Here is a 22,194-nt window from a genome sequence, read left to right as displayed (position 1 = left end):
ATAAAAATGGCAGAACAAAAGAACCACAACAACGAACTGAATGTGGAAGATGCACTGACACAGTCGGAAGCATTTCTTGTTAAAAACAAAAAAGCAATCATTGGCGCCGTTGTAGCCGTAATCGTAATCGTAGCAGGTGCAATCCTCTACAAGAATTTCTACGCAGAACCTCGTGAAGAAAAAGCACAGGCTGCTCTTTTCAAAAGCGAACAGTACTTTGAGCAAAGTGCATACGAACAAGCACTGAACGGTGATAGCATCGGTTCTATCGGTTTCCTGAAAGTAGCCGATCAGTTTAGCGGTACTAAAGCAGCCAATCTGGCAAAGGCATACGCCGGTATCTGCTACCAGAATTTAGGTAAATATGAAGAAGCCATCAAAGCACTTGACGGTTTCAGTGGAGACGACCAGATGGTAGCTCCTGCCATTCAAGGTGCCATTGGTAACTGCTACGCTCAGTTAGGCCAACTCGATAAAGCAACTTCTGCTCTTCTGAAAGCGGCAGATCATGCAGACAACAGCACCCTGAGCCCTATCTTCCTGCTCCAAGCCGGAGAAATCCTGATGAAGCAAGGCAAGAACGAAGAAGCAGTAAAAGCCTTCACCAAGATTAAGGATAAATACTTCCAGTCTTATCAGGCAATGGATATCGATAAATACATCGAGCAAGCTAAACTGCTGAAAAAATAATAACGGGGTATATACCTTATTATATAGAAAGCTACCCAAACCAATCTGGGTAGCTTTTTTTCAACCAACCAAAAACATATAGATTATGGCAACAGCATATCATAACTTATCAGATTACGATTTTAATTCAGTTCCGAATGCAGAAGAAATGAAATTCGGTATCGTTGTTTCCGAATGGAACGCTAACATCACCGGTGCCCTGCTGGACGGAGCTGTGAAAACTTTGAAGAAACATGGAGCCAAAGAAGAAAATATCCTGGTAAAGACAGTACCCGGAAGTTTCGAACTTACCTTCGGCGCTAATCAGATGATGGAAAATAGCGATATAGATGCAATTATTATCATTGGTTGCGTAATTAAAGGAGATACTCCACATTTTGACTATGTTTGCATGGGAGTGACACAAGGCGTAGCACAACTGAACGCAACTGGCGATATACCAGTTATTTACGGATTAATTACCACCAACACTATGGAGCAGGCAGAAGACAGAGCCGGCGGCAAACTGGGTAATAAAGGAGACGAATGTGCAATTACTGCAATAAAAATGATCGATTTTGTTTGGAGTTTAAATAAATAGTTGTATCTTTGCATCGCAATTGAGAAACAAACCTACTTAAGAGAAAGCAAAGGGACTCAAAAGCAAACAAAAGGGCAAATACCAGAGTGGCCAAATGGGGCAGACTGTAAATCTGCTGTCTTTCGACTTCGGTGGTTCGAATCCATCTTTGCCCACAAAAATTGCGGAAGTAGCTCAGTTGATAGAGCATTAGCCTTCCAAGCTGAGGGTCGCGGGTTTGAGCCCCGTCTTCCGCTCTAAAGAGAATCTGAGAAATTAGATTCTCTTTTTTTATATACAACCCTAACATCCTAACTACACATGAAAACTCCTTCGCAAACACATGTGCTCGGACTGGCACATCCCCCACTCCCGATGGTACGCCTTGCTTTCATAGGGCTTGGCAATAGAGGTGTATTGACTCTGCAACGTTATCTGCAAATCGAAGGTGTCGAAATCAAAGCACTTTGTGAAATCAGGGAAGGCAATCTGGTTAAAGCCCAAAAGATACTTCGGGAAGCCGGTTATCCGCAACCGGACGGCTATACCGGACCGGATGGATGGAAACGAATGTGCGAACGGGATGACATTGATCTCGTATTCATCTGTACCGACTGGCTGACCCACACTCCCATGGCAGTATACTCCATGGAGCATGGCAAGCATGTAGCCATTGAAGTTCCTGCAGCCATGACTGTAGAAGAGTGTTGGAAGTTGGTAGATACGGCCGAAAAGACAAGACAGCACTGCATGATGCTCGAAAATTGTTGCTATGACCCGTTTGCACTGACTACGCTTAACATGGCACAACAGGGTGTATTCGGCGAAATAACCCATGTAGAGGGAGCATACATACATGACCTGCGTTCTATCTACTTCGCCGACGAAAGTAAAGGAGGATTTCACAATCACTGGGGAAAGAAATATAGTATAGAACATACCGGTAATCCTTATCCGACCCACGGTCTTGGTCCGGTTTGCCAGATACTGAATATCCATCGGGGAGACCGCATGAACTACTTGGTTTCTCTGTCCAGTCTTCAGGCAGGTATGACCGAATATGCCCGTAAAAACTTCGGAGCAGACTCTCCGGAAGCCCGCCAGAAATACTTATTGGGTGACATGAATACTACCTTGATACAAACAGTGAAGGGCAAAAGTATCATGATTCAGTATAACGTAGTAACTCCACGTCCTTACAGCCGCCTGCATACAGTTTGTGGAACAAAAGGATTCGCGCAGAAATATCCCGTTCCCAGCATTGCTCTCGAACCCGACGCCGGCTCTCCTCTTGAGGGGAAAGCACTCGAGGAAATAATGGAGCGTTACAAACATCCTTTCACAGCCACTTTCGGTACAGAGGCTCATCGCAGAAATCTGCCCAATGAAATGAACTATGTAATGGACTGCCGGCTAATTTATTGTTTGCGCAACGGATTACCATTGGATATGGATGTATATGACGCTGCCGAATGGTCGTGCATCACAGAACTGAGCGAACAATCGGTATTAAACGGCAGTATACCGGTAGAGATTCCGGACTTTACGAGAGGAGCATGGAAGAAATGCCATATAAGCAGAACATCAGATCTCTACTAACCCCAATCTCTTCTTATTGAATTATCAATAACCACTTTATCATATAAGGCGGACTATTAATTTATCACTGGTCCGCCTTTATATTCACCTTACAAATTATTCAAATTGGGGATAGTTATTCACAATTACCACTTTTTTAGTTCCGGCAGTACCAAGTATTTTTACATCTGTAGCAGGATCATGCACATATTGGACCTTATAATTCCGGGATATAGAGATATTGTGTACTTTGCCCTTATAGTTATAAGCTATATTAACTGTAACCACAGCTACTTCATCACCCTTTATATTAGTTCCCCAATCAAAAAAATACATATTTTGATTTCCTCCATCCCCTATATTATAATCTGAAACAGATATCGATTGATTACAAATCTCACCTCCCGATCCAGAAAAAGCAGACTTACGAATTGCCAAATCTTTATCTTCATATATGGGGTCTTCCGACATAAAATCTGAAATGGCATAACCATTGAAATATTTCTCGCCATTTAACTTCGCGCAAGACACCACATCTACCATAGTTTGCATAGAAGTAACGTATTGACTCAAATAAGGATTCAAAATAACAGAAGCCTTTTTATTTACATTCGAATCTAAGTAAGGTAACAATACAGAGGCAACAGTAAATACTCCACCAGATATATTATAATTCAATACACGTCCATAACGGGTCATTCGGATGACAGGAGACTCTTTCAAAGTCCAAACTCCTGCATAGCGTTCTCCTCCCGACCGTGTAGTAACATCTACAGGCAATACAAGAGAATTAAAAGAAGGAGACTTTTTTAATGCAGCTAAATTACCATTCATCAAATCATACAAATTAATTGAAAATAGTGGTTCCACATTATCATGCGAACCAGATTGCGAAGTTCCCCCCATCGTTACAACCCCTGTCGTAGTCAAACTCACTTTAGATACTTCAGGTCGGGTAGTAGTAGATCCAAAAATAAACTTCAGCCCTTTCGCTATTGCTGAAAAATAGTTTCCAGAAGTTAATGCATCAACGATCTTCTTACCCAACTTCACATCACCTGCTATATTAGAGGGTTGCCCATTCGCTTTTTTCTTCAACTCATCCATATACTTCTTTGCTCCCGAACTGGCCAAAGTAGCAGCCGTTTTTGTCGTACCTCCTCCGTTAGCTACATTTTTTGTAATAGTACCTTCTGTTTTCAGCTCGGTTGTACCTGAAAAATTGAAATCAGTTATCACCTGATTATAACTGTTTATTGATAAACTGATATTGCGGTAATCCGTAGTATAAGGAACTTCAAACTCAAATCCATTCCATCCCGGTGTCAATCCATTAATTGGTGTTTGTGCAAAAGTAGACAGATTCATACAATTGGGTTTGTCAGAACTGTTATCCAAAGGAGAAATATAACTGTTCAAAGCCAATAAACTACTCCCTACCCCATTGGCAGTGCTGATTCTCCACTGAAATCCGTTATTTCCCTGAGCATTTTTTATATAATAAAACACCTTAATAACTCCTGTCAATTCATTATAGAAGCAGAGATAATTGCTGTTGGGAGACTCATTTAATGCCTTAAAAGTATGAAAAAGCATAGTCCATCCATCTTCTTTTTTGATATCCGATACAGTTTCTTCTGACATAGAGTGAGATGCACCGGGCGTCCATGGAGTATTAATCCGTTCACCAGTAGAAAGGGTAAGCAAAGATTGATGTTCCCAATCACTAATCAGATCCGGATTTGAAGTAGAAACTCCTTCCGGAGATACAATTGTACGTGTCTGTACAGATAAATCAGACGAATCGGCAATATGGTCTGAACATGACCAACCGCACATAGCCCCAATAAGGCAAACTACGTAAATTAAAGCTCTCATAATAAAAGATTTTAGTATTAAACAATGAGTAAATATAAACTTTAAAAACGACATTAATCCCAAAATATTCTACAAATAAACAGATGCATGCTATTAAACATAGATTCTACAATATAAACTAAGATTATCAAAAATCCAACTAAGTATTTTCTACACAAAAGCTTATACTTTCCCTGGAATTGGCCTCCTGCCACCCAAAGCTTTCCTTTTTAAACATACAATTTAAGCTTTACTATCAGGCTCAACTGAATATTGTTCTATTTATGCTCAGAGAAAGATACCTGAAAATCATTCCATACAACGACTATATAATAGTATTAATAATCTGTATATAAATACTTTAATCGCTATTTATAAAAGATGATAGCTTTTCATTATAAACCATGTACGCTTCCGAAAGTCGTACCTTATATCTACACGAAAGATTTATACTCTTGTGACACTTTAGTAGATATAGGCTAATATAGAATATACTGATAGCAGCAAGATTAAATCGACAAGAAATAGAAATAAAAAGAACAGACGTATAAAAAGACACACATTCAAGCAAATAGATTGATAGAGATAATGATAAAAGAAAGATTTACAGAAAAGGGGGTGTCGGTCTGATAACCGACACCCCCTTTTTCAACCTTTAATTAAGAGATATCTGTGTTAAATTAATATCCCGGATTCTGATCGCCAGCCAATAACGGATTTAAGTCAATAGCTGTTTGCGGAATTGGTTTCAGACGCATACGAGAGCTCCATTTCATTGTAAGTTCCGTATCACCGTCAGGAGTCATGATAGGTACATTGTTCATGTGCTCTTTCCAGTAATCATCGCTATAACGAGTCATATCGTCACCACGGAAACCTTCACCGGCCAATTCAATACGACGTTCGTTCTGAATCAGTTTCAGACCTTCTTCTTTACTCAAGCCAGAAGGCACATCCGGCATACCGCAACGATCACGTAACTGATTCAAAGCAGCTTCAGTTGCAGCATCATAACCAGTAGTCTGTGTATGAGCTTCAGCATAAATCAATAAAATTTCTGCATAACGGATACAAGGATAATCACCGGTCGCCTGTCCATCGCCATTAGCATCATTTTCCAATGAAAGCATCTTACGGAAGTTAAATCCGGTCTTTGATTCGTTATTACCATTCTTTATCCATTCATACACAAACTTATCACCATAATTAGATTCATACCAACTCTTGAATGGCATCAAGATAGAAACATACATACGGCTATCACGGTTACGGAACTCTTGAATATATTTATAATCTTTCAATGTTCCATTCTTTATCTTTTCCTGGCAGAAAGCAATAAACTTAGCTTCTCCTTCAGGCTTTTGATAAGCATCCAAGTCAGCCTTAATCTGGTTATACGCTTTAGCACGTTCTTCCGGAGTAGGCAATTGCGGTACACTGTGGCCATCAACTCCCCAATAAGCATCTACCAGATTCTGTGTCGGAGTTACAGAAGACCAGCCACCCAACTGATTCGGGCGCATACTTGTATAACGAGTCATATCTTGATAATTCCAACTGGAAGCAGCATATTGACGAGTCATAATGTATTCGGGATTATCCGGATTAGCATTTTCTGTATGCCACAAAGCTTCATAATTAAACATACCCTTAACGAATTCGTCTTTATCGATTCCTTTTTCTGCAAAATCAATATACAAACTCATTTCTTCTGCCTCTTTCTTCTGTGCATCCGACAAAGAAGATATTTTAAACAAAGAGAAGCCTCCCTTATCCATCACTTCCTTCGCAGTAGATTCTGCTAAAGCATAGTCCCCAAAATACAGGGCCGCTCTTGCTTTCAATGACAAACAAGCATATTTTGTGATACGTCCCTTTTCATTTGGATAACCACCAGCGTATTTCTCAGGCAATATTGCAGCAGCCTCAGTAAGTTCTTTCATAATAAAATCACGAATTACACTTACCTCGTCACGCGGAATATTAGGAGAGTTATAATCCAGAACTTCAGTAATCAAAGGCACTTTACCGAACGTCATAGTCATGCCCAAATAAGTCCAGGCACGCATTGCACGAACTTCTGCCTTGAACCTTTCTCTTAAAGATTCATCCATCTCACAATTTCCAACTTTCTGCAAAAACAAGTTTTCCTTACGAATTGTCTCAAAGTTCCAACCTTCATCATAAAGAGGGCTGAAACCATCTTGCTGGAATATTTTTGCCTTAGATTCATGTGCATATTGGCAATATACATCATCCGAATAAGCATCTCCGTAAATTCCAATACCCGGAATCGCATCAGAATAAATTGAATTCAGATTATACCAGGCATCTTTTTCAGATGTCCAATATGTTTCGGCCGCAATATTAGCAGGCGGCTCCACTTCCAAGTCGCAACTACTAACACTTACACTAACTAAAGTGCAAAAGAATATACCCTTGAATAATTTATTTATAGTTTTCATCTTTTATAATCAATAATGTTAGAATGTTAGATTTACACCAAAAGCAATCGAAGACGTACCACGAGTATTAACGCCGCGTCCTGAAGCCGTTTCAGGGTCGAAATCTTCCATACGGTGATCAGCACGAATAGTAAACGGATTTTCAGCCGCAACATAGAGTTTCAATGCCTCCAGACTCAACTTCTGTAATACCGGCTTTTGGAAAGAATATCCAAAAGTTATATTCTTGATGCGGAAATAATCGGCATTAAACAACCAGTAATCAGAGAAATATTGGTTATAAGTTGAATGTTTACTTGTACGAGGATAAATGCGAGGATAAGCTGCATTCGGGTTAGGATTATCTACCGTCCATCTCTTCAAGTGATATTTACGCGGACTTGCATAATCCGAGAATGCCCAGGCATTTTCCATACTGAAGTTTACCTTTGTACCGGTAACTCCCTGACCGAACATACTTAATTCAAATCCTTTATAACGAAGATTCAGGTTCACACCATAAGTAATGTCAGGAACATCACAACCTATATAAGTTCTATCTTTATCGGTAAGTTTACCATCACCATCTAAATCTACATATTTGATATCACCCGCTTGAGGCACCAAACCATCGGTGATGTAATTACCGGTATCAATATCCTCCTGAGTCAACAGACCATCAGAGCGATATCCATAGAAAGTACCGATTGCATAACCAACCTTTTTAATCCATGGGCTTTCAATAATCGGGTCATTCGCTCCCAGGTTGGTTACTTTATTCCAGTTCTTACTCATGTTAAACCCAACTGTATATGCAAAGTCACCCAGAGTTTTATTATGTGTAATACTCAGTTCTAAACCCTTATTACTTACTGTACCAATATTTTGTGAAACCTTGAAATCAGAGCCAATACCGATTTCTTTCGGACTCGGATATGCCAACAGGATATCATCTGTCTTTTTGTTATAATAATCGGCTGTAAAATTCAACAGTCCATTGAAAATGTCAAAATCCACACCGATATCAGTGATAGTAACAGTTTCCCATCCTAAAGTCGGATTGGCAGGTTTAGATTCTACGATACCGGAAACAATAGCATCTTCAAAGTTGTAGTTACCTCCTTGTTGATATGAAGAGAAATAATCATATTGGCCTACGTTATTGATATTACCCAACTGTCCCCAAGATGCACGCAACTTCAGGTTATTAATCCAGTTGATATCTTGCATAAATTCCTCCTGACTAATACGCCAGCCTGCAGAGAATGACGGGAAAACACCCCAACGATTATCCTTATGAAAGCGAGAAGAAGCATCAGCACGGATATTGGCCTCTAATAAATAACGATCCATAAAGGAGTAATTTACACGACCAAAGTAAGACATCAGCTTGTCTTCGTTACTTCCACCTTCAGCATAAGTATCATCTGGCGCACTTGAGCCACCATTCATGTCCGTCATACCATTAGTCGGGAATTTCAGACGATATGATTTTTGTTTCTGATACTTATAATGTTCATAAGATACACCAGCCAATACATTCACATTATGTTTTTCATTACTCCAAACGTAATTAGCCAGTGCATTATAAGTAAGGCGACTGTTTTCTTCCCAACTGTACTCCATCTTAGAATTAGTTACATCTGTACCATTCAACTCAGCACCGGTCTGGAAATCCTTAATCTTACTTTTATTTGCAGTATAAGTCTTAGATTTATAATCCCAAGCTTTATAAATCATTTCGCCAGTCAATACCAGTCCTTTTACAGGCTTAATATCTAAAGCCAGATTTATCAAAGTATTCTGAGTCTTACTGTTCGACCAACCTCCTTCTTCCAAACGGCGTAAAGGGTTACGCTCCATATTTACTGTTGCAGCCGGCTTTCCACCTTCATAGCTACCCCATTCACCGTTACTTTGACGAGCAACATAAGTTGACGGGATTGTCAACAAGTGTGTATAAACAACTCCTCCTTTATCATTATCGGAAGTGCTTTGAATATAATTGATATTAGAACGCATTGTCAACCAAGACTTAATATCTGAAGAAATATTGGTAGTCAAATTATAACGTTCACTCTTTACACCAGGAGTAAAATCATCATCATACATATATCCTAATGAAGTGAAGTATTTCACTTTATTACCACCGCTAAAGCTTACAGAGTGCTTTGTCATAACAGCTTCATCCTTCAAGACTAAATCATACCAATTTGTATTTGGATACATATCCGGATTAGAGCCATCGCGGAACATTTGTATTTCTTTATCTGTATAAGGAAGCGTACTGGTATTCGGGTTTTCATTCAAAGCAGCCTCATTACTCAAACGTGCATACCATTCAGAGCCCAATACATCAGGTGTATAAGTCGCCATTTTCACTGCGACCGAACCATCATAACTGATCTTCAAATCACCTTCTTTACCACCTTTGGTTTTTACCAATACAACACCATAAGCTGCACGAGAGCCGTAAATAGCAGAAGATGCCGCATCTTTCAAGAATGAAATGCTCTCTATCGAATTCGGATCAAGACTTGAAAAGAAAGAAGCATCAGCAATTGCACCGTCAATAACAAACAAAGGAGAAGATGTTCCCAAGTTACCGCGACCACGCATATTAATTGATGGAGTAGATCCCGGACGTGATATAATAGTTACTCCCGGGACCTGCCCTTGAACAGAAGCCAAAACATTTGTATTCACACGTTCTTTCAATTCGTCCGCTCCAACAGAAGACACAGCACCTGTCAAATTTACCTTCTTCTGAGTACCATAACCTACTACCACCACTTCGTCCAGAGTTTTAGTATCCTCTTTCATGGTAACTGTATAACTATTAACTCCCGGTTTAAGAACAATCGCTTGAGGTATATAACCAATATAAGTCACCTGAAGTTCCTTACCGGCAGTGTTAAGAGTAAACTCACCATCAATATTAGTGATAGTACCGTTAGTCGGATTTCCTTTTTCTATAACCGATGCTCCGATGATGGCTTCTCCCATTGCATCTTTCACAACTCCCGAAATTTTTCTTTGTTTCTGTTGCTGGGTAGCCTGTACCTCTTTCGCTGCTGCAGCAGCTGTAGACACTACGATCTGATTGTCTACAATCTTGTAGGTATATCCCGAGTTTTTGAAAACTTCGTTCAATACGGTTTCGATCGGAGCGTCGGATACGTTGATGGATACTTTCTTGTTCAGTTTTACCTGATTGTCATTGTAGAAGAAAGTGTAATCGCTTTGTTTTTCAAGTTCACGAAGTACATTTTCAATGGATACATTGGTCTTTGTCATTGAAATCTTTAGTACTTGAGCGAAGGCACTTACAGGTACCATAGCCACCAGGCTAACTGCTAAAGCAAAAGCCAGATGCTTTTTCATTCTTTGCGGACTAAACCACCGCATGTTGCATTTTCTCATAAATACGATTAATTATTAGATTGTAATTTAGATTGATAAAGTAAGCACAGGATACTTCTGAAGTATCACTGTACCAGGTTAACGTCATTTACGGTTTCTCTCTCATTCTTTTCTTTCTTATTTAGGTTTAAAATTGATGTTTGGTATAAGTTCTAAACGAACTTGGTATAAATTTTATTTCTTGTCTGTTTTCCTAAGTTCCGTATGAACTTAGCTTTCTATTTTATTCATTACTTTCAAAAATATCGTGTTCTACTTAAGTTCTTCGAGAACATAGTAGTCATTACTTATTAATTTATAATTTAATGGCGCACTATGCGACATTATATTTAATATCAGATCCAAAGGCTCATTCCGCAGCGTAAATGTAAAGCGATAATGATCAGCAGTTTTCTGCGGGCAATCGATCTTTTGTCCGTACCATTTCTCTAACCGAGGCAAGATCATGGCTAATGTTTCATTTTTAAAGCTCAACCGTCCTCCAATACGCCAAGCAGAATAAGAATTGGCATCTACGCGATCTATACGTATATCACCATTTACCTGGCACGTTAGTTTTTCGTTCGGCTGAAGGATATATTCTCCTTTTATTTGCTCTTTGTGATCCTTAGGTTCTACCTTAACCTTTCCGTTAAGCAATACCGTTTCTACACTTTCATCACCATCGAAACTAAAGACTTCAAATGCTGTTCCTAAAGCTGTAACATCCATATTCTTTGTTTTCACAACAAAAGGATGTACCTTATCCGGATGAACACTAAAAAAAGCTTGTCCGGAAAGAGTTACTTCCCGCTTGTTTCCGGAAAACTCTTTAGGATATGTCAAGCGACTCCCTGCGTTCAGCATCACAAGCGTACCATCTGCTAATCTTACCGAATCCATTGACTGGCGTCCGGAGTTCAGTACATACCAAACCTCCGGCTCTGCTTTTCTGGATAATAACATTAAAGATAGTGTTCCGCAAATCAGCAATAAAGCTATAGATGCCACCCAGCCATACCGATGTAAGCTTTGCCTAAAACGTCCGGTTTTTCCTTTCTTTATTTGGTGCATGACGTTTGTCAGCATTCGTTCTTCCTTATCGACATCGGTATACATATCAGAAGCTTGTTCCCATTGACTATAAATTGCTTGATTCACAAATTTATAGTTGTTTAGTTTCTCTCGCTCTTCTGGCGATAGGCTATCGGTCAGTAGCTTCTTTATTATATCCTTATTTCCTGTTGTCGCTTGTTTCATCTTTATTACCTTCTTATTACCTATCTATTTATAAATACACGCAACTCCATAACATCCCCCAAAGAAAATTTAAATTCTTTAAAATAAAAGGGAAGTTATTAAATAATCTCCTCTATACCTTATTATTATAGAGAAAGAAATATAAAAAATAAATAGATGTTCTTACGTAAAAATTTTAAGGCTTCATTAATATGACGCTCTACTGTTTTTTCACTGATAGATAATCGAATAGCTATTTCTTTATAACTGAGATGTTCCTCACGACTTAAATGAAATACTTCTTGTTGTCGTGGTGTCAGTTCTGAAATTAATTTTTTGATATAGCCTTGAAGATCGGCTGCATCCATCTCGTTTTCAATGTCATATTCTACCTCTGCACTACTAAGTACAGTCGTTTTATAGGCATTTTCATTAAAACTTTTACGGAATTGATTAAAAATGATATTTCGGGTTATAATAAACAAGAATCCTTTGAAACTTTCATTCTCTTTCAGAAAGATACGTGCCTCCCACAATTTTACGAAAACTTCCTGTACCACTTCTTCTACTTCGGCTATAGAAGATAGGTATAAACGGGAAAAGTTGTGAACTTTAGGCCAATACATTCTGTATAGAGCAGTAAATGCAGCTTCGTCCCCCTGTTTTAATGATACAATAAGCTCTTTCTCGGTCATAAATCTATCGGTGTGATGTGCAAACATACAATTTTTCAGGGAGAAACAATACAAATTTTAAAAGAAAAATAGAGAATTTATAGTAAACGAAAACATTTGAATATAAAAATGTGTGTTTAAATAATAATGATTGCAGAAATACAAAAAAGATAGTTAATTGCGTTTTGCGTTGACATAAAGGAGAATATATCGACATTTAACTTACTCATACTTTTTAAGAAAAAGTGCTATAATCATTTGTTTTCGAATATAAATAGCATTTTAATACAAATTCAACATGTTTTTTGAGAAAAAATACATGTTATTGACACATCATCTTTGTTTCTTGGACAGAGATAATTAACTTTCTATCTGCATGAAGTTAACTTCCTGTTTTCAAGATACTAATTCTCTATTTGTACAAAGTTAACATCGTGCGAAAATGAAATTTAAAAGTCCGCCTCTTAAAAGCTATTTACTACCTCTTATTGATTACAATTCAACTATCATAAATATAATAAACTCATATTATAAGCATCATATAGCGTCCCGTTTTAGGATTTATGTAGCAAACAAATCGTATACAACACGGTTTGTCTGTCATAAGTTATTCTACTAATAATAAAATAGCCGTATTTTTTCTTTGTTCCATAGTTGGGTGTTAAAAGCAGGCAATACAGATGGGATAGAAAATACAAAATGATAAAAAGTATAATATAATCAAAATGTAAGTAGAATCCAGAAACAGAAATAATAAAAGGGAAAAAACGCCATAGTTCTCGAAGAACTTAAGTAGAACATGATTTTACATCCTAAAAAGATTCAAATAATAAAAATGGAAAAAACAGTGAAACATGTTAATCAAGCACGGGATTCTTAAAGGATGACGTCTATTATTTGTTAAATTTAAATTATAATCTAATAATTATGGTATTTATGAAAAAATGCAATCAAAAGTGGTTTAATCCTCAAAAAGTAAAAAAGCAAATAGCAATTGCTGTTGCTATTAGTTTAGTTTGTGCAATACCTATCAGCACATTTGCACAAGTACTCAAGTTTTCAATAAAAAAGAGTAACACTTCTATCCAATCAGTATTACAAGAGTTAGAAAAAGAAAGTGGATATACTTTTTTTTATAATGACAATCAAGTGAAGCTAGATAAAAAAATCTCTATAAATATAGAAGATGCTTCGATAGAAGTTGTTCTAAATCAAATATTTGAAAATTCAGGATATTCCTATCGAATAGTAGAGAATCAAATTGTTATATATACAACGCCCACCACAACTGTGCAACAAACGGTTCAACAGAAAAAACAACAAAAAGTGACCGGTGTAGTAAAAGATATTGCAGGAGATCCTATAATAGGAGCATCTATAATAGAAAAAGGATCTTCTTCAAACGGGACTATCACTAACGTGAATGGCGACTTTTCTCTTATAGTAACAGGTAATGAACTCCAGGTTAGTTACATTGGATATATTCCTCAAACCATTAATCTCAAACCGGGGGTAAGCTCTTATAATGTAATAATGAAGGAAGATACCAAAACATTAGATGAAGTAGTGGTAGTTGGGTATAGTACACAAAAAAAAGAGAGCTTGACTGGTGCGCTACAAACAGTTAAGAGTGATAAACTAAAAGATATTACCACCCCTTCAGTAGAAAACATGTTAAACGGAAAGGTTCCGGGAGTATATGTAGCTCCAGGGTCGGGACAACCCGGGTCAGGAGGAGCTGTCGTGATTCGTGGGCAAGCAACTTTAAGTGGGACCACTGCTCCATTATGGGTTATTGATGGAGTGATTGTTGGTTCAAATGCCGGTGCTTTGAATCCAAGTGATATAGAAACAATGACTATCCTAAAAGATGCTGCTTCTACTGCTATCTATGGTTCACAAGGAGCTAACGGCGTTATTCTTGTAACAACCAAAAATGGTAAAGCAGAAAAGATGACAGTAAATGTCTCTGCAAAAGTTGGTATCAGTAAGTTAGGGAGAGGAAATATGGAAATGATGGATGGAGCGGAGCTATATGATTACTATAAATCATTTTCAAATCAGGAGGCGATTACTTTTTCACGTTACAATGATAAACTGCGAAATTGTAATTTCGATTGGTTTGATTTGGCTGCCCAAACAGGAGTTACCCAAGATTACAATGTTTCTTTATCTGGAGGCAATGAGAAAATCAGATCTTTCCTTTCCATCGGTGTCTATGATGAAGAAGGAGCAGTGAAAGGTTACGATTACACACGATATAACTTCCGATTAAAAACAACCTATAAACCCTTTGAATGGCTAAGTATAAAACCTGCACTGGCAGGATCGCGACGGGATATTGAAGATAAACAGTATGATGTAACTTCCATGTTCCAAAGATTGCCATGGGATAGTCCTTTTGATGAAGAAGGGAATTTGGTTCCCAATAGATATACGGGATGGGTGAACAGTTCTAATAGTAATTATCTATACGATCTGCAGTGGAATAAATCGAACTCTACCAATTATGAGTTTATGGGTAATTTAGATTTTGATATTAGAATTACTGACTGGCTGAGTTTTTCATCCGTCAATAACTATAAATATATAGGTTATAATTACAGTGAATATACAGATCCACGCTCAAGTAGTGGAGAGGGGGTAGATGGGCGTATGCGTGAATATCAAACTACCACTGTACGTCGTTATTCTAATCATATCATACGTTTTAACAAGATGTTTGGTAAACATTCAATAAATGCGTTGGCTGCTTATGAATTCAACGATTATTGGGCCAAAGCAACAGATATGTATGGAATAGGATTTATTCCCGGTTTCGAAGTATTGGACGTGGTAGCTAAACCGGAGAAAGTTGGTGGTAGTATTAGTGAGTGGGCAGTACAGTCTCTTTTATTTAATGCAAACTATGCTTTTGATAATAAATATCTGGCACAACTATCTTTCCGTCGCGATGGAGCCTCTAATTTCGGAGATAATGCAAAATATGGAAATTTCTTTTCTATTAGTGCCGGATGGAACATTAATCGTGAAAAATGGTTTCATGCCTCTTGGGTTGATATATTGAAATTACGTATATCTTATGGTTCAGTAGGTAACAGACCAAGTTCACTTTATCCCCAATACGATCTCTATTCAGTATCTTCTAAATATAACGAAGAATCCGGAGCCTTGATATCACAATTGGGCAATAAAGATCTTACTTGGGAAAAGACTTATACTACAGGCACCGGAATTGACGTAGCTTTTTTTGATAATCGGTTGAGAGCAAGTTTTGACTGGTATAATAAGTACACAAGTAACATTCTATATGCAGTACCCATTTCCGGATTAGTAGGAGTGACAAGTATGTGGAAGAATATTGGTGAAATGCAAAATCAAGGATTTGAATTGTCCATTGGCGGTGATATTATCCGTACGAAAGACTGGGATTGGAATATAGAAATTAACTTGGGACATAATAAGAACAAATTAAAGAAACTCTATAAGACAAAGAACGCTGAGGGACAATTTGTAGAAAAGCCAATTATTATTTCAGATGGAACATCGATTGCAGGTACAGCCAAAAGAGTATTACAGCCAGGTTATCCATGTGATACTTATTATCTGAAAGAATGGGCAGGTGTAAACCCGGAAAATGGGGCACCTCAGTGGTATAAAACCGTAGAAAATGAAGATGGAACTTTATCACGTCAGAAAACAAGTAATTATTCTGAGGCTGATCAAGTGAAATGTGGAAGTTCATCTCCAGACATCTTTGGAGGATTTAGTACTGTACTCCGCTGGAAAGATATTGATCTGAATGCAGTATTTGGCTACTCTGTAGGAGGGCAAATCTATAATTATTCTCGCCAGGAATATGATTCAGACGGAGCATATAACGATCGAAATCAAATGAAACTTCAAAAGGGATGGAATCGTTGGGAAAAACCGGGAGATATAGCTACACATCCGGTGGCATCTTATAGTAATACGAGTAAGTCGAACAGTTCTTCCTCGCGCTATCTTGAAAAGAATGACTATCTTAAATTGAGATCATTATCAATCGGTTATAACTTAAAATTACCTCAATATTATATTAATAATATGAGAATTTTCTTCACTGGAGAGAACCTGTTCTGTGTTACAAATTACTCAGGCGTAGATCCGGAAATTCCGGCTAGTGATGGTTCTGTAATAGGTACTGCATTACCTTCGGTTTATCCAACTGTACGTAAATTTATGTTTGGGCTTAATTTAACATTTTAAAAGTAACGATTATATGAAAAAGATAATAACTCTACTATGTGCGGTTGCTACTTTAACTGCTTGTGACATAGACAGACTTCCTTATGGTTCAATGTCAGCCGAACAAATAACTCAGGATCCTACCTCTTCATTAGAGTCACTTGTAAATGGATGCTATGCACAATTAAAAAGTTGGTCGGATCCTATGCATCGTTTAGGGGAATATGCGGGTGATAATATGGCGAAAGATAAATCATCAACGGATGCTTTTTTTGATTTTATTTCTTATTCCCGTGATGCTGATAATTATCGTCTACAAAGCTTTTGGGACTCTGGATACAAAGCTATTGCACAAGCTTCGAATATTATTAAAATGATTGATGAAGGAAAAAGCAAAACCATTGATTATCAACTGGGTGAATGCTACTACATCCGTGGTATGATGTATTTTTATCTTGGACGTGCTTTCGGACGTCCTTATTGGGACAAGCCGGAAGGACATATGGGAGTCCCTATTGTAAATGGTACGCCAGACGATGTAAATAATCTTAATCTTCCTGATCGTTCGACTGTTCAAGATACCTATGAACAAGCTATTGATGACCTGAAAGTAGCGGCTCGATTGATGGAAAATGGAGAAACTAAACGGGAAGGTCCTGCATATGCATCTAAAGAAGCGGCATGGGCCATGTTGTCTCGTATTTATTTATTTATGAGTGGAACTTATGAAGCACCCAATAGTGAAAATGCTCAGTTGGCCATTGATTATGCAACTAGAGTTATTGAAAGTACCACTAGTGAAGGTGGGCTAAAATATGAGTTACTCTCCCGTGAAAATTTTATGCGATATAATACATTCATGCCGGAAAATAATAAAGAATCTATTTTTGTAGTAAAAATCATGGCATCAGAAAAACCGGATTATTGGAATTCTATCGGTGGAATGTATTCTTATGCTGGTCAGCAAGGTTGGGGAGAAATGTATGCAAGTGCCAAATACATGGATTTATTAAATGAACAGGGACGTAACGATTGGCGTCCTGACAAGAAAAAAATTGTAGATGCACGAGCAAATTTCATTTCACCAAGCTACATCACGGATAGTGATGGTAAATATGTTGAAGTATTCCGTTTCATAAAGAATGTATACAACAAAAACAACATACATACGGGGTACACATATGTACAATTGCCCATTTCTAAGAGAGGTAACACTGTGACTTGTAAAGAGGGGGAAACTAATTACACATTGTCATTAATAAACAGTAGTGAAGAAAAATATTCAATCAACTATTCAGATGGTCAAACCTATTCCGGTGTTATTGATTATGAAATAGAACTCTCAAGTGGGCAACCCAAATTCTATATTCTCAAATGTTCGAATGAAGGAACTGCAAGCGGAGAAGCTGAATCTCAATTACATTCTCCTGTTATCTCTCGTTTAGGCGAGGTTTACTTAAATCGTGCAGAAGCATATGCCAAAAAAGGTGATTATTCTCATGCTCAAGCAGATCTGAATATCATTCGTGAACGCTCTTTACCCGGAAGAGGCTATAATGACTTAAATGCTTCTAATGCTAAGGTGCGAATAGAAAAAGAGAGACAATTAGAGTTGGCCTATCAAGCAGAACGTAGTTATGATGTATTTCGCAATTGTGAAACATTAACTCGCAAATATCCCGGAGTACATGATGCCATGCTTGAAATTCCGGCTACAGACTATCGGGTTATTTATTTTATTCCACAAAGTGCTATTAACTCTTATCCTGGAACCTTAACACAGAATCCAACCAGTAATTAGAAGCGTTTGACGATATTCAATAGATTTTTATAAAAAATGTGAGGCTTATCTATTAGTTATAGATAGGCCTCTTTCTATATGTAATATGATTATTATTAGTTATCTCTTTGAAACTTACCGTATACCAAGTTCATACGGAACTTAGGAATTAAATCATTTTAAACCTAAATAAAAAGAAAGAAATGCACAAAGAAAATTGAAAGCTTAGTTAACCCTGGTACATTGATGCAAAAAAGAATCATGTACCCTCTTTATCAATCAAAATTACAATCTAATAATTAATCGTATTTATGAAAAAATGCAATCTGCGGTGGTTTAGTCCGCAAAAAATCAAAAGACAACTAGCGTTTGTTTTAGCCATTTGTCTGGTTTGTATAGTGCCCGTCACTACCTATGCTCAAATTCTTAAAATATCCATGAAGAGGACAAATGTCTCTATCCAGAATGTTATTCGGGAATTAGAACAAAAAAGTGGATATACTTTCTTTTACAATGACAATCAGGTGAAACTTACTAAAAAGGTTTCTGTAGATGTTACAGACGCACCTATTGAAAATGTATTGGATCAGATTTTCAACAATTCCGGTTACACTTATAAAATAATAGATAACCAGATTGTTGTCTCAGCCATAAAAGCAGAAATCCCGAAAACCTCTTCTCTTCAGCAACAGAAAAGTGTGCGTATCACCGGACAAGTAAAAGATACCACCGGAGAACCTATCATTGGTGCTTCTGTGGTGGAAAAAGGGTCAGCAAGTAATGGTACAATTACTGACGTAGGAGGAAACTTTAAATTAACGGTATCCGGTAATGAAATACAAATTACATATATCGGTTATATTCCACAAACTGTAAAAATCCATCCGGGAGTAACCGATTATAGTATTACAATGAAAGAGGATACTAAAACTCTGGACGAAGTCGTAGTTGTAGGTTACGGTACACAAAAGAAGGTAAACTTAACAGGGTCAGTAGCTTCGGTTAGTACCGATGAAATCAAAGATCGTGTACAAACAAATGTATTGTCAGCAGTGCAAGGTACAGTGCCGGGAGTTACGGTTATCTCACGCCCCGGACAAACACCGAGTATAAACTTCCGTGGACGCGGTAACTTAGGAACCTCATCTCCTCTCTATGTAATTGACGGTGCAATTGCGGACGCCACATTCTTTTCTAACCTTGATCCGAATAGCATTGAGTCCATCTCTTTCTTGAAAGATGCAGCTTCATCAGCTATTTATGGTTCACGTGCCGCTTACGGTGTAGTGTTAGTTACGACCAAACAGGGAAAGAGCGATAAAATGAACGTTTCATATAGTGGTTACGTAGGTTTGAGCAATCCGACTTACAAACCGGAATATGTCAACTCTACCCAATATGCAGAGTTGTACAATGAAGCTCTTTACAATTACAATCCTAAAGGCGGGAAATACCAAGGCTACACTGAAGAAGAAATTGGTTATTTCAGAGATGGCTCCAAACCCGATTTATATCCAAACACAGACTGGAATGATCTGGTACTGGATAAGAACGTATTGACCACTCAACATTCACTGGACTTCAGTGGAGGAACAGATAAAATACGCTATTTTATTGGATTGGGATATGTGTATAAAGACAATATGATTCCCGGACAAGACAGCCAGCGTTACAATTTGAATACCAATTTGAGTTCCGATATCACTAAATGGCTGACGGTAAAAGCCGGAGTGAAATATATACGTAATGATTCCGACCGCGATTGTGGTGCGCCTTCATTAGCCAGTTTCTCAATGGTACCGGTTACATTCGTTGCCAAACAGTCAAATGGTGATTGGGGTACTGTAAATGGAGGTCAGACGGCTACAAGTAATTTTATTACAGGCAATCCGCTTCGTGCACTGAGCAAGAAAGATTGGAGTAAGTCCAAGAGTGAAAATACAATGTACGATCTCGGATTTGACATTAAACCCGTGAAAGGACTTATAATCAGTGGACAAGGCGTATTCAAGGGTTATGAATATAAGAGCAAAAGCTACACGGCTTTACAACCCAATGCTATAAACTACTTTTCCGGAGAGGAAATAGCAGGAACCGGAGTTACCAAAAATAAAATGAGCATGGACTGGCAAAGTACAAATACAATGCTTTATACAGCAACAGCCCGATATGATTGGTCGAACGATAAACATGCTGTCGGAGCTTTGGTCGGTACATCTTATGAACATTATAAATACGAAAGATTGGCCGGATCACGTGAAGAATTTCCATCCGACGCATTGACGGATATGGAAGCAGGTTCTACCTCCGGAGCAGGGTATACCAATGGCGCAGGTTCATCAGAATATAAAATGTTGTCTTATTTTGCTCGTGTCAATTATACCTTGATGGATCGGTACCTATTCGAGGTAAATATGCGTGCAGACGCATCCTCACGTTTCCATAAAGATCATCGCTGGGGATATTTCCCTTCATTCTCGGCCGGATGGAGAATGAGTGAAGAAAGCTTCATGAAAGATATTGAGTGGATCAATAATTTGAAAATCAGAGCCTCCTATGGTACACTTGGTAATATAAACAATGTGGGTAATTATGATTACTTCCAAAATTATAGTAGTGGAAATCATTATAACTTCAGTGATTCACCAGTGATTGGTATCGGTGAATCCAAACCGGCTAATGAAACTCTCGGTTGGGAAAAAGTTGCTTTGACGGATATTGGTTTGGATTTCGACATTTTCAATGGACTTCTGGGGGTAACTGCCGATTATTATATTAAAAATACAAGCGATATCTTATTAGGATACAATGTACCTACGGAAACCGGTATTACAGCAGCTCCATCGCAAAATATTGGAAAAGTGAAAAATACAGGTTTCGAATTGGCTTTGAATCACCGGAACAAAATTGGAGCTGTGAATTATAGCATCGGTGCCAACATTGCTACCAATAAAAACAAAATTACCAATTTAGGTGGTTCAGACAACATTATCCAAACCAGTAGTTATATCGTGAAGTACATTCTGAAAAAGGGAGAATCAATCGGTTCATTCTATGGATTTAAAACGGACGGACTTTATACTCAGGCAGACATCGATGCCGGACATTACTACACCTTGAGTGGAGTGGTACCCAATGCGGGTGACATTAAATTCGTTCCTCAGCGTGATATCGAATATAAGCAAGAAATCACAGATGAAGATCGTACAATTCTTGGTAAAGATGTACCCGATTTTACATATGGCGTAAATTTGAGTCTGCAATATAAAGGTTTTGAGTTCAGTATGTTCGGACAAGGAATCAGTGGAACGAAAGTAGCATTTGATGTTTATGGCGTTCATCCATTCTACCATGGACAGGACAGCCCGAGAAAATATCATTTGAAAAGATGGACGGAAGAGAATCCGAATCCACATGCGGCATATCCTCGCATCTATTCAGCAAGTAGCGTACATACAACTTACAACCGTAATTTTAGTGATTATCATTTGTTCGATTCCGATTATTTCCGTTTCAAAACTCTGTCACTGGGATATACAGTACCATCTGCAACAGTGAAGAACTGGGGATTACAGTCATTGAAAGTATATGTAACAGGCGAGAATCTTTTCACGGTTCGTGCTGATAAAAAGATGGAAGACTTTGATCCGGAAACAGCCGGCGGTGTGATTTATACGCTGGGGACTAAATCGGTAGCATTTGGTGTAAACATATCATTCTAAAACCATTCATTAAAAAATAGAA

The 22,194-nt window shown here is 38.0% G+C and carries 11 protein-coding genes and 2 tRNA genes; 8 read left to right on the top strand and 5 right to left on the bottom strand.

Annotated features, from left to right (window positions below):
- The first annotated feature begins 6 nt into the window (after positions 1-6).
- From BF9343_RS04130 to BF9343_RS04110, 5 genes are all read left to right on the top strand, one after another.
- Positions 7-690: a tetratricopeptide repeat protein gene (locus BF9343_RS04130; RefSeq protein ID WP_005785232.1), complete on the top strand. Its 684-nt coding sequence runs from the start codon at positions 7-9 to the stop codon at positions 688-690.
- Between the two features lie 85 nt (positions 691-775).
- Positions 776-1,270 (top strand): 6,7-dimethyl-8-ribityllumazine synthase, encoded by a 495-nt coding sequence (gene ribH, locus BF9343_RS04125; RefSeq protein ID WP_005785230.1) that lies wholly within the window; start codon positions 776-778, stop codon positions 1,268-1,270.
- Between the two features lie 72 nt (positions 1,271-1,342).
- Positions 1,343-1,425 (top strand) — tRNA-Tyr (locus BF9343_RS04120).
- An 8-nt stretch (positions 1,426-1,433) separates the two neighbouring features.
- Positions 1,434-1,506 (top strand) — tRNA-Gly (locus BF9343_RS04115).
- Positions 1,507-1,570: 64 nt separating this feature from the next.
- A complete protein-coding gene (locus tag BF9343_RS04110) occupies positions 1,571-2,848 on the top strand; it encodes a Gfo/Idh/MocA family protein (protein WP_005813119.1) in 1,278 nt (425 codons plus the stop codon).
- Between the two features lie 96 nt (positions 2,849-2,944).
- Here the strand turns inward: BF9343_RS04110 and BF9343_RS04105 are convergent, their stop codons facing one another.
- The 5 genes from BF9343_RS04105 to BF9343_RS04085 form a co-directional block, all read right to left on the bottom strand.
- Positions 2,945-4,705, bottom strand: a complete 1,761-nt coding sequence (locus BF9343_RS04105) for a hypothetical protein (RefSeq protein ID WP_010992231.1) — start codon at positions 4,703-4,705, stop codon at positions 2,945-2,947.
- Between the two features lie 659 nt (positions 4,706-5,364).
- Positions 5,365-7,149 carry a RagB/SusD family nutrient uptake outer membrane protein gene (locus tag BF9343_RS04100; protein ID WP_005801261.1) on the bottom strand — a complete coding sequence of 595 codons (1,785 nt, stop codon included), beginning with the start codon at positions 7,147-7,149 and terminating at the stop codon, positions 5,365-5,367.
- Positions 7,150-7,167: 18 nt separating this feature from the next.
- Positions 7,168-10,551 carry a TonB-dependent receptor gene (locus BF9343_RS04095; RefSeq protein ID WP_009291663.1) on the bottom strand — a complete coding sequence of 1,128 codons (3,384 nt, stop codon included), beginning with the start codon at positions 10,549-10,551 and terminating at the stop codon, positions 7,168-7,170.
- A gap of 252 nt (positions 10,552-10,803) precedes the next feature.
- The gene (locus BF9343_RS04090; protein WP_005801265.1) at positions 10,804-11,790 is read right to left on the bottom strand and encodes a FecR family protein; all 987 of its coding nucleotides are present in this window, start codon (positions 11,788-11,790) and stop codon (positions 10,804-10,806) included.
- Positions 11,791-11,915: 125 nt separating this feature from the next.
- Positions 11,916-12,491 (bottom strand): RNA polymerase sigma-70 factor, encoded by a 576-nt coding sequence (locus BF9343_RS04085; protein ID WP_005785218.1) that lies wholly within the window; start codon positions 12,489-12,491, stop codon positions 11,916-11,918.
- An 888-nt stretch (positions 12,492-13,379) separates the two neighbouring features.
- Here BF9343_RS04085 and BF9343_RS04080 point away from each other — a divergent pair.
- The 3 genes from BF9343_RS04080 to BF9343_RS04070 all read left to right on the top strand — a co-directional run bounded on the left by BF9343_RS04080 (position 13,380) and on the right by BF9343_RS04070 (position 22,172).
- Entirely contained in the window at positions 13,380-16,691 is a 3,312-nt protein-coding gene (locus BF9343_RS04080; RefSeq protein ID WP_009291659.1) for a TonB-dependent receptor, read from the top strand.
- Positions 16,692-16,704: 13 nt separating this feature from the next.
- The gene (locus tag BF9343_RS04075) at positions 16,705-18,471 is read left to right on the top strand and encodes a RagB/SusD family nutrient uptake outer membrane protein (protein ID WP_005795999.1); all 1,767 of its coding nucleotides are present in this window, start codon (positions 16,705-16,707) and stop codon (positions 18,469-18,471) included.
- A 290-nt stretch (positions 18,472-18,761) separates the two neighbouring features.
- Entirely contained in the window at positions 18,762-22,172 is a 3,411-nt protein-coding gene (locus tag BF9343_RS04070; protein ID WP_005785209.1) for a TonB-dependent receptor, read from the top strand.
- The last annotated feature ends 22 nt before the right edge of the window (positions 22,173-22,194 follow it).

This window comes from Bacteroides fragilis NCTC 9343 (assembly GCF_000025985.1).
GTDB lineage: Bacteria > Bacteroidota > Bacteroidia > Bacteroidales > Bacteroidaceae > Bacteroides > Bacteroides fragilis.
The sequence above is the reverse complement of the archived record's forward strand: the minus strand, read 5'-3'. Positions and strand labels throughout refer to the sequence as shown.